Below are 10,418 nucleotides of genomic sequence, written 5' to 3'. Positions count from 1 at the left end.
AAGCCAGCTCCCACATTTAACCGTGTTGCCAAGCCAATCGGGCGGTGTTTTTGAGACCGCCACCGACCTCAGGCAGTTCGCCGTTATACTCGCCGCTCTGCTTTGGAGCCAGTATGAATTCGTTGCCGATCGATGATGTTTTACCCGCCCTGCGTGACGCCTTGGCGATTCGCCATGAGGCCGTGCTGGAAGCGCCCCCCGGCGCCGGTAAAACCACCCGTGTGCCCTTGGCGTTGTTGAATGAGCCCTGGCTGGCCGGGCAGACCATCCTGATGCTCGAACCCCGCCGTCTCGCTGCGCGCGCCGCTGCCGAACGCCTGGCCAGCGAACTGGGCGAAAAGGTCGGTGAAACCGTCGGCTATCGCATTCGCCTGGACAGCAAAGTCGGCCCCAACACCCGCATCGAAGTGGTCACCGAAGGCATCCTCACCCGCCGCCTGCAGGATGACCCGGCGCTGGAGGGCGTGGGGTTGCTGATCTTCGACGAATTCCACGAGCGCAGCCTCGACGCCGACCTGGCGCTGGCGTTGAGCCTCAACGGCCGCGACCTGTTTCGCGATGAGCAGCCGCTGAAAATCCTGTTGATGTCCGCCACCCTCGAAGGCGAGCGCCTGGCCGGGCTGCTGGACAACGCACCGATTCTGCGCAGCGAAGGGCGCATGTTCCCGGTGCAGATGCGCTGGGGGCGGCCGTACCAGGCCGGTGAATTTATCGAGCCGCGTGTGGTGCAGACCATTCTTGAAGCTGTGCACGACGAGACCGGCAGCGTTCTGGTGTTCCTGCCGGGCCAGGCCGAGATTCGCCGGGTCAATCAGCAACTGGCCGACGCCTTGGGTGATCGCCCGGATGTGCTCCTGTGCCCACTGCACGGTGAACTGGACCTCAACGCGCAGCGCGCCGCCATCGACCCGGCGCCTGCGGGCAAGCGCAAAGTGGTGCTGGCCACCAACATTGCCGAGACCAGCCTCACCATCAACGGCGTGCGCGTGGTGATCGATGCCGGGCTGGCGCGGGTGCCGCGCTTCGACCCGGGCAGCGGCATGACCCGCCTCGACACCCAGCGCATCTCCCGCGCCAGCGCCACCCAACGGGCCGGTCGGGCAGGGCGTTTGGAGCCGGGGGTGTGTTACCGGTTGTGGTCCGAGGACCAGCACGAAGGCCTGGCCGCCTACAGCAGCGCGGAAATCCTCGCCGCCGACCTGGCCGGCTTGGCCTTGCAGTTGGCGCGCTGGGGCGTCACGCCCACTCAACTGGTGTGGCTGGATGTGCCCCCGGCCGCTGCCTATGCCCAGGCCCAGGATCTGCTGGTGCGTCTCGGCGCATTGAATGAAGACAAGCTGACCGCCCACGGCCAGAAAATGGCCGAGCTGCCGGCCCATCCGCGCATCGCCCATCTGCTGCTGCGCGGGCAGGACCTGGGGCTGGCGGCGACGGCCTGTGATGTCGCGGCCTTGTTGGGTGAGCGCGATATCTTGCGCGGTGGCGGCGCGGACCTGCACAGCCGCCTGGCACTGTTATCTGGCGAGGAACGAGCGCGGGGCACAGGCGGTGGCGTGCAGCGGGCCAAGCAACTGGCGCGGCAATATCGCGGTTACCTGCGAGACCAGGCCACGCAGCCGGTGACCGACCCCGACCACCCACGTTGGCTCGGCGCCTTGCTGGCGCTGGCTTATCCGGACCGCGTCGCGCAGCAACGCCGCCCGGGTGGTGCCGAATACCGCCTGGCCAATGGCCGTGCGGCGCTGTTCGCCGAGGCCGACAGCTTGATGAAACAAGCCTGGCTGGTGATCGCCGACCTCGGCAGCCGTCAGGGCCAGCGCGAAGAACGCATCTACCTGGCGGCGGATTTTGATCCCGCGCTGTTCGACACCGTGCTCGCCGAGCAGGTGCGTAACGTCGACCAACTCGACTGGGACGAGCGCGAAGGCGTGCTACGTGCCGAGCGCCAGCGCAAAGTCGGCGAACTGGTGCTTAGCCGCGAGCCGCTCACAGGGCTCGATGAAGCCGCGCGCAGCCAGGCGCTGGTCAACCTGGTGCGCCGCAAAGGCCTGGAGCTGCTGCCGTGGACGCCCGAGCTGCGCCAATGGCAGGCCCGCGTCATGCTCCTGCGCCAACTGGACGCCGGAAAAACCAGCGAATGGCCCGACCTCAGCGACAACGCCTTGCTCGCCAGCCTGGAGCATTGGCTGATGCCCTACCTGGGCAAGGTCTCGCGCCTGAGCCATTTCGCCAACCTGGATATCTCCAGTTTCCTGCACAACCTGCTGCCCTGGCCGCTGCCTCAACGCCTGGATGAACTGGCGCCACAGCATGTGAAGGTGCCATCGGGGTCTTCGGTGCGCCTGGACTACAGCGAGCAGCCGCCGATTCTGGCGGTGCGCTTGCAAGAGTTGTTCGGGCTGGCCGACACCCCGCGCATTGCCGGTGGGCGCCAGGCGGTGAAGCTGCACCTGTTGTCACCGGCACGTCGGCCGGTGCAGGTGACCCAGGACCTGGCGAACTTCTGGCGCAGTACTTACGCCGAGGTGAAGAAGGACCTGAAGGGGCGGTACCCGAAGCACTACTGGCCGGATGACCCGTTGATTGCCGAGCCGACTGCGCGGATCAAACCCCGCAAGTAGGTCATGTGGAGATCAAATGTGGGAGCTGGCTCGCCTGCGATAGCGTTGGGCCAGTGAAATATTCTTCAACTGACCCACCGCTATCGCAGGCAAGCCAGCTCCCACAGGTTTTTGTGGGGGCTTTTACTGCGCAGCCGGCAGCAGGAAGCGGGCGATCACCGGCAGGTGGTTGGAGATGCGCAACGTATCGTCCTGGCGAACCTTCGCCTCCACCCGCTTGATGCGCGGGCTGTAGAACAGGTAGTCCAGCGTGCGATCCGGGCCTGTGGCGCGAGGGTCGTTGGGGAAGTACGTCAGCCATTTCTCACGGTCGATGCCGCTTGATTGGCTGTTGCTCGGGATCATCGGGTACTTTTCCCACAATAGATGCAGCTCGCTGTCTGGCGAATACTGCCCACGCTTGCCCGCGTCCAGGCGCAGGAACTGCCCCAGCGGCAGCAAGTTGAAATCCCCGCCAATCAGCCAGGGCGTGCCCCGGCCTTCGAATTTATCCAACAGTTTGACGGTGCTTTTCACCTGCTCTTGCACGGCGCTGCGGCCAGGGGCGTCACCGTCGAAGCGGGTATTGAGCACCGCCAGTTGGCCGCCGTCGCTCAACGGTAGATAGGTCAGCAGCAGCGCGGGTTTGGGGTGGAACTGACGGGCGATGAAGTTAGCCTCGGGCACTGGCAATTGCAGGCGTTCGGCGTGTTCGATCTGGTAGCGGCTCAAGGTCACGAGCTTGCGGCCGACGCTGCCAAAGATATGCAGGTCGGGCACAAAGTCGGCTTTCCAGTCAAAGGCCTGGGCGCTGCAAGGGTACAGATCGGCCACGCGCTCCTGGAGCAGTGTGACCTGATCCTGATAGTGGGAAGGCTTGGCGTTTTCGTCGAGCTCCTGCAACAGCAGGATGTCGGGTTGTTCTTCGCGGATCACCCGCGCCACTTCGTCTAGGCTGGCAGCCATGTCCTCGACGGTGGGACGTTCGTCCGGGCCGCTGCCATCGGCGGTGTCGTACCAGAACACGTAGTTCTTGCCGGCCAGGTATTGCACGTTCCAGGTCATGACCTTGAGCGCCTGCCCGGGCAGCAGGGTGGGCGCACGGGGCGCGACACAACTGACGGGCAAGGTTTGCTTGGGCTCGGGGCGCCAGGTCAGGCTGTAGACCATGGCGGCGAGCAGGCCGGCGATGATCACCAGGCTCAGCAAGGTTATGCGCAATAAACGGGTCATCGGCTCGGCTTATAGCGTTTGGGAAGTGCCACGGAGCATATCACCGCGCGTCGGCATCGCCAGCGATCAGCATGAATAAACGGAACAGCACCACGCTGGTAAACAGTTGCAGGAAGCTGTGGGCGCTGTCGATCAAAACTCCCAGCAGCGGAGATGGATCGGGATAGGCCGCCACGCTCGCGCCCTTGAGCAGCCACAGCGGCGTCATCACGCACAGCAGGCACACCAGGATTCGCCAGAAATGCCCACGGGTCAGCTGGAAGCTTTCCTTCATCGCCGCCAGCGCCGGCATGCCGCGCAGCACCAGCAGGTATTCGGCAAACGCCAGCACCACCATCAGCCACAGTCCCGGCAGGAAATACAACGACAGGCCCAGCAAGATCAGCAGGGTGCTCATGGCCGTGAGCAGGGCGAAACGCGGCCACAGCGTCAGGGCCATGGCCCATACGTCCTTTGTGCGCGGCGACTCGCCACGGGTGCGGGCGTCGAGAAACAGGATCAAGGCGCCGGTGTACAACGGGTAGACGAGCAACCCCACCACCACGCTGTAGCCGGGGAAGGCGTCCGGGCCCAGCGTGTGGTCGAGCACCTGTTGCAGCAGGGCTTCGAGGATCACCAGTGGCAGGCACAGCTGGACGATGGCGCCCAAATTGCCTCGGGTAAAACGAAGGGAGTCGCGCAATACGTCTAACGGATTCATCGGGTTCATCACAGGCCTGAAAGCAAGGCCCACACTTTAACCGATCAGGGCTGGCGGTAAGCAAACGTAAACCTTGCGTAAAGACCATTGAAACGCCTGGTAACAGCCCCATAACTAGAGGCGTAGCTTGCCTGATCACAGGCAGGCCCATGATTTCTACCGGCAATCTAACGAGGTCGCCATGAACAGCGAAGAGCAAACCCTGATCGATGGACTGTTTTCACGGTTGCAGCAAGCCGAAACGGACTCAGCCCCCCGCGACGCCCTGGCCGAAGCGCGGATCAAGGAGCACATGACTCGCCAACCGGCGGCCGGGTACTACATGACCCAGTCGATCCTGGTGCAAGAACACGCGATCAAGAGCCTCGACGCGCAGAACAAGCAGCAGGCGCAGCAGATCCAGCAATTGCAGGATGAGTTGCAACAGGCCCGTTCCCAGGCCGCACAGCCTGCGCCGAGCAGCGGTGGTTTCCTGTCGAGCATCTTTGGTGGCGGTTCCCGCGACCCGCAACCGGCCCAGAGTGCCCCGGCGTCTTCGGGTGGCGGCTGGCGCGAACCGGCACGGCCTTCGTTTGGCCAGCCCGCGCCGCAACAGAATTACGGTTCGCCGCAACAGAACTACCAACAGCCACAACAAGCCCCGGCCGCCCCGATCGGCAGCGGCTTCCTGGGTGGCGCATTGAAAACCGCCGCAGGCGTGGCCGGTGGTGTGATGTTGGCCGAAGGCATCAGCAGCCTGTTCAATCACAACTCGCAACAGCCACAAGTGGTGGAAGAAATCATCCGCGAAGAACCCGCGCCGGCCAGCGATCAGGGCGGCTGGGGTAACGATGACCAGCGCTTTGCCGGTGGCAATGACAGCTGGGGCGGCAACAACAGCGACAGCTTCGCCGACAACGATTACGCCGACGACTCTTCCTCCTTCGGCGACGACGACTCCTTCGTCTGACCCTCCCAGGCCCGGTGCGCTTCGTCGCCCCGGGCTGATTTTTCGCTGAAACTTTCCTGTGGCTGGCATACTGGCGCCTTTGCGGACCTTCGTCTTCGAGGTCCACGCGGCAGCCATGGGGAAGTGCGGTGAAGAAAATTGCAGTGTTCGCCGATGTACAAAACCTCTATTACACCGTGCGCCAAGCGTATGGCTGCCACTTCAACTATGCGGCGCTGTGGGCTGACATCAGCGCGCGCGGGCAGATCGTCGAGGCGTACGCGTATGCCATCGACCGTGGCGACAGCAAGCAGCAGCAATTCCAGCAGATCCTGCGCAACCTGGGCTTCACGGTAAAACTCAAGCCGTACATCCAGCGCAGCGACGGCTCGGCCAAGGGCGACTGGGACGTGGGCATCACCATCGACATCATGGACGCCACCGACCATGTCGACGAAATCGTGCTGGCCTCCGGTGATGGCGATTTCGACATGCTGCTCGACCGCATCATCCACAAGCATGGCGTCGAAGCCGTGGCCTATGGCGTGCCCGGGCTGACCGCCAATTCATTGATACGCGCCGCCAGCCGCTACGTGCCGATCGAAGGCGCGTTGTTGCTCAAATAAACAGTTAGACGGAGTTGGAACAGGTTTGGAACGTATAGCGGTCATCGACTTTGAAACCACCGGCATCACCCCCAGCAGCCACTGCCGGGCCACGGAAATCGCGGTGGTCATCCTCGAGCGTGGCCAGATCGTGGACCGCTACCAGAGCCTGATGAATGCCGGCGTGCGCGTGCCGGGTTTTATCGAGCAACTCACCGGCATCAGCAACGCCATGCTGCGCAGCGCGCCACCGGCCGAGCGGGTGATGAACGAGGTCAATGAATTCGTCGGCACCACGCCGCTGCTGGCCCACAACGCTGCGTTCGACCAGAAGTTCTGGGACTTTGAGCTGGGCCTGATCCGCCGCACCCGCCTGCAAAAGTTTGCCTGCTCCTTGCTGCTGGCCCGCCGCCTGATGCCGTCGGCGCCCAACCACAAACTCGGCACCCTGACCTCATTCGCCCAACTGCCCCACACCGGCAAGGCTCACCGGGCGATGGCGGATGCGGAGATGGCCGCCAACCTCACGGCGCACCTGGCCCAGGAACTGCGCGGGACGCACGGTTTGCGCGAACTGTCCCACGACCTGCTGTGCAGCTTGCAGAAAGTACCGGCCGCCAAGATCACCGAACACCTGAAGAAACATCGCGGGGTCTGAACCCGCCATCGCCGGCAAGCCGGGCTCCTACAGGAGATTGCATCCAGCCCTGGCGACTCGGTCAACTGTGGGAGCTGGCTTGCCTGCGATGGCGTCGGTCCGAGCGACGAAGTACTCAGGGAATCAACGCCATGACCGAAACCGGCGACCCCGACCCGCCTTCCAGCGCCAAAACGCCGATCACCACCGTCGTGCCCTTGGCCGGCAACCGATCAAGGTTTGTCAGGCACTCCAACACAATCCCGTTCCCCGCCAGCACCGCATGGTTTGTCGCGAAGGTGGTGCTTTGCCCCGGATCGACCCCATGGGTGTCGATGCCCACCCCGGCGACCTGTCGTTTTGAAAGCAGAAACACAATCGCGGCCTCGCCAATCCCGGGAAAATGAGAGCCTTCGGCGTCGTGCCCGAAGAACGCAGTGGGGTCATTCCACAGGTGCTGCCAGCCGGTGTACATCAGCACCACGCTGCCCGGTTCGATGGGGCCGTGCTGGCGCTCCCAGTCTTGAATGTCTTGCACGCTGATTTCGTAGTCCGCCGTGCAACGGGCGCGCACATCAATCACCACCGCAGGCCGCACCAGGTCTTGCGGGGCGTAGCCATCAATTCCCATTCCATCGGCATAGAAACTGTTCGGCGCATTCATGTGGGTGGCGCTGTGCTCCCCCATGCTGAAGCGCCGCAGGAAATAGCCGTCCTGTTCCAGCGAGGCAATGTCTGTGAATTGCACCGGTGGGTCCCCTGGCCACAGCGGGATACGCGGCGTGATCGGGTGGCTGAGGCTCACGACCTTGCTGTATTCAACCACCATTTTTGGCCTCCAGTTGCCCCAGCGGCACCCGCCGTTCTATCGCACTCGATAAGATGATCGAGGTCTTGCTGAACCCAAACTTCGCCACGCGGTTGATCAAGTTTTCCAGCTCGGGCATCGAGCCTACCGCCGCCTGCATGATCACGCACGGGTCGCCCGTCACTCGGTGGCATTCGGTCAGTTCGGGGATCTCTGCCAGGGCGTCGTACACCTTCTGGTTGCCGTGGTTGGTCAAGCGCAGTTCCATCACGCATTGAATCGGCAGGCCGACCTTGGACAGGTCTACCTTGGCCTGGTAGCCGGTGATCACGCCGCTGGCTTCCAGCTTGGCCACGCGTTCGGCGACGGCGGGGGCGGAGAGGTTCACCGTGCGGGCCAGTTGCGCGTAGGACGCGCGGCCGTCTTCAAGCAGGGCGCTGAGGAGCATGCGGTCGTATTTGTCCATGAGAAGGCTCCTGTTGCGCGTGGCTTTCGAAAGCGTGGTTTATAGCCCTCACAACCTTGTTTTGAAAAGTGTATGGCCGCTTTAAACAGGTTTTGTAACTTATGTTTATTGGCCGACCTTTCTAGAATAAGCCTCCCGTCCCTGCCGCAGAGCCGCCCAATGCCTGGCCCACGTCGCTTTCCGTTACCGTTGATCGCTGCCTTTTTTGCGTTGTATGTGATTTGGGGTTCCACCTACCTGGTGATCCGCATTGGCGTGGAGTACTGGCCGCCGCTGATGCTGGGCGGGATTCGCTTCCTGGTGGCCGGGATCGCGATGTATGGCTTTTTGCGCTGGCGCGGGGCGCCGGCGCCGACTTGGGTGCAATGGAAGGCTGCGGCCAAGATCGGCGTGTTGCTGCTGACCTTCGGCAATGGCGCGGTGACGGTGGCCGAGCACACGGGCGTTGCTTCCGGCGTGGCCGCGTTGGCGGTGGCGACGGTGCCGTTGTTCACCTTGTTGTGCGGCTATTTCTGGGGCGCACGCAACACACGCCTGGAATGGGCCGGTGTGGTGCTGGGGATTATCGGCATTGCCATGCTCAACATGGGCTCCAACCTGCAATCGAGCCCGACCGGCGCCCTGTTGCTGCTGTTTGCCGCCGCCTCCTGGGCCTTTGGTTCGGTGTGGAGCAAGCACCTGCCGTTGCCGGCGGGCGCCATGGCCAGCGCGGCCGAGATGATCATCGCCGGTGCCTTGCTGCTGGTGGGCAGTGCGCTGACCGGTGAGCGACTGCACGCCGTGCCACCGCTGGAAGGCTGGTTGGCCCTGGCTTACCTCGCGGTGTTCGGCTCGATCATCGCCTTCAATGCCTACATGTACCTGCTCAAACACGTGCGCCCTGCGGCGGCGACCAGTTATGCCTACGTGAACCCTGCGGTGGCGGTATTGCTCGGGATTGTGTTTGTCGGTGAAACCATCGGCAAGGAAGAAGCCCTGGCGATGTTGGTGATCATCAGCGCCGTGGTGCTGATCGGCTTGCCCCAGTGGCGCAAGCCGAAGCCGGAAATAAGGTAAACTCCGCGCCATTGCGACTTGCGCTGAATTTTTCCTACGGTAAACACATGACTTTCGCCACCCTTGGCCTGATCGAACCCTTGCTGCGCGCCCTTGAGACGCTTGGCTACCAGACCCCGACGCCGGTGCAGGCGCAAGCCATTCCGGCCGTGCTGGCCGGTCGCGACCTGATGGCTGCGGCCCAGACCGGCACCGGCAAGACCGCCGGTTTCGCCGTGCCGCTGCTGCAATTGCTGACCCTGGAAGGGCCGAAAGTCGCCGCCAACTCGGTGCGTGCGCTGATACTGTGCCCGACCCGCGAATTGGCCGAGCAGGTTCACGCCAGCGTCGCCGAGTACGCCCAGAACCTGCCGCTGACCACCTACGCGGTGTACGGCGGCGTGAGCATCAACCCGCAGATGATGAAGCTGCGCAAAGGTGTTGATGTGCTGGTGGCCACCCCCGGCCGCCTGATCGACCTGTTCCGCCAGAACGCGCTGAAACTCAACCAGCTGCAAACCCTGGTGCTGGATGAGGCCGACCGCATGCTCGACCTGGGCTTCTCCGAGGAGCTGGCGAACATCTACCGCATGCTGCCGAAAAAGCGCCAGACCCTGCTGTTCTCCGCGACCTTCTCCGATGACATTCGCCTGCTCGCCGGGCAGATGCTCAACGACCCGCTGAGCATCGAAGTCAGCCCGCGCAACGTTGCCGCCAACACGGTCAAGCAGTGGATCGTGCCGGTGGACAAGAAGCGCAAGCCGGAGCTGTTTGTGCACCTGATGCGCAAAGGCCGCTGGAAGCAGGTGCTGGTGTTCGCCAAGACCCGTAACGGCGTGGATGCGCTGGTGGACAAGTTGCAAGGCCTGGGCATCAATGCCGACGGCATCCATGGTGACAAACCGCAGGCCACTCGCCAGCGTGCGCTGGACCGATTCAAGACCAGTGATGTACAGATCCTGGTCGCCACTGACGTGGCGGCCCGTGGCCTCGATATCGAAGACCTGCCGCTGGTGGTCAACTTTGACCTGCCGATTGTGGCCGAGGACTACATTCACCGTATCGGCCGTACCGGCCGTGCGGGCAACACCGGTGAGGCGATCTCCCTGGTGTGTGCCGATGAAGTGAACATGCTGTCGGCCATCGAGATGCTGACCCGTCAGACCCTGACCCGCAAGATGGAGCCGGAGTTCGAGCCGGAGCACCGCGTGCCCGAGACCGATGCCAGTGGCCAGGTGGTGAAGAAGCCGAAGAAGCCGAAAAAGCCAAAGGCGTCCGGTGGTGGCGGCAAGCGTAACCTGGGCAAGTGGGTGGACAGCGGGGAAGTGGCGCCGGCTGAGCCGTCGATCAAGCCGGTGCGCAAGGTGCCGGTGTTTAATACTGGGCCGCGCAAGAAGAAGTGATTT

10 protein-coding genes are annotated in these 10,418 nt (G+C 63.3%); 6 read left to right on the top strand and 4 right to left on the bottom strand.

What is annotated here, in order from left to right; translation table 11 throughout:
- Window positions 1-113: 113 nt before the first annotated feature.
- The gene (gene hrpB / locus HX792_RS24550) at window positions 114-2,621 is read left to right on the top strand and encodes an ATP-dependent helicase HrpB (RefSeq protein WP_176998506.1); all 2,508 of its coding nucleotides are present in this window, start codon (window positions 114-116) and stop codon (window positions 2,619-2,621) included.
- 123 nt (window positions 2,622-2,744) lie between these two features.
- On the opposite strand, the gene HX792_RS24545 is transcribed toward hrpB, so the two are convergent.
- The gene (locus tag HX792_RS24545) at window positions 2,745-3,833 is read right to left on the bottom strand and encodes an endonuclease/exonuclease/phosphatase family protein (protein WP_176998505.1); all 1,089 of its coding nucleotides are present in this window, start codon (window positions 3,831-3,833) and stop codon (window positions 2,745-2,747) included.
- 40 nt (window positions 3,834-3,873) lie between these two features.
- Window positions 3,874-4,533, bottom strand: coding sequence for a YciC family protein (locus HX792_RS24540; protein ID WP_176998504.1), 660 nt, complete (start codon window positions 4,531-4,533; stop codon window positions 3,874-3,876).
- Window positions 4,534-4,714: 181 nt separating this feature from the next.
- Here HX792_RS24540 and HX792_RS24535 point away from each other — a divergent pair, with 181 nt between their 5' ends.
- The 3 genes from HX792_RS24535 (at window position 4,715) to HX792_RS24525 (ending at window position 6,724) form a co-directional block, all read left to right on the top strand.
- The gene (locus tag HX792_RS24535; protein WP_176998503.1) at window positions 4,715-5,482 is read left to right on the top strand and encodes a DUF2076 domain-containing protein; all 768 of its coding nucleotides are present in this window, start codon (window positions 4,715-4,717) and stop codon (window positions 5,480-5,482) included.
- A 128-nt stretch (window positions 5,483-5,610) separates the two neighbouring features.
- On the top strand, window positions 5,611-6,087 hold the full coding sequence (locus HX792_RS24530; RefSeq protein ID WP_176998502.1) for an NYN domain-containing protein: 477 nt from the start codon (window positions 5,611-5,613) through the stop codon (window positions 6,085-6,087).
- Window positions 6,088-6,112: 25 nt separating this feature from the next.
- Entirely contained in the window at window positions 6,113-6,724 is a 612-nt protein-coding gene (locus HX792_RS24525) for a PolC-type DNA polymerase III (protein ID WP_176998501.1), read from the top strand.
- Window positions 6,725-6,839: 115 nt separating this feature from the next.
- Here HX792_RS24525 and HX792_RS24520 read toward each other — a convergent pair whose 3' ends face one another.
- On the bottom strand, window positions 6,840-7,532 hold the full coding sequence (locus HX792_RS24520; RefSeq protein WP_176998500.1) for a cyclase family protein: 693 nt from the start codon (window positions 7,530-7,532) through the stop codon (window positions 6,840-6,842).
- Window positions 7,522-7,977 carry an Lrp/AsnC family transcriptional regulator gene (locus HX792_RS24515; protein ID WP_176998499.1) on the bottom strand — a complete coding sequence of 152 codons (456 nt, stop codon included), beginning with the start codon at window positions 7,975-7,977 and terminating at the stop codon, window positions 7,522-7,524. Before HX792_RS24515 ends, HX792_RS24520 begins: the two co-directional genes overlap by 11 nt.
- A 159-nt stretch (window positions 7,978-8,136) precedes the next feature.
- Here HX792_RS24515 and yedA point away from each other — a divergent pair, with 159 nt between their 5' ends.
- Both yedA and HX792_RS24505 read left to right on the top strand, forming a co-directional pair.
- The gene (yedA, locus tag HX792_RS24510) at window positions 8,137-9,033 is read left to right on the top strand and encodes a drug/metabolite exporter YedA (protein WP_176998498.1); all 897 of its coding nucleotides are present in this window, start codon (window positions 8,137-8,139) and stop codon (window positions 9,031-9,033) included.
- Between the two features lie 47 nt (window positions 9,034-9,080).
- Entirely contained in the window at window positions 9,081-10,415 is a 1,335-nt protein-coding gene (locus HX792_RS24505) for a DEAD/DEAH box helicase (protein ID WP_176998497.1), read from the top strand.
- Window positions 10,416-10,418: the final 3 nt, after the last annotated feature.

This window comes from Pseudomonas sp. B6002 (assembly GCF_013385985.1).
In the GTDB taxonomy this organism is placed as follows: domain Bacteria; phylum Pseudomonadota; class Gammaproteobacteria; order Pseudomonadales; family Pseudomonadaceae; genus Aquipseudomonas.
The sequence above is the reverse complement of the archived record's forward strand: the minus strand, read 5'-3'. Positions and strand labels throughout refer to the sequence as shown.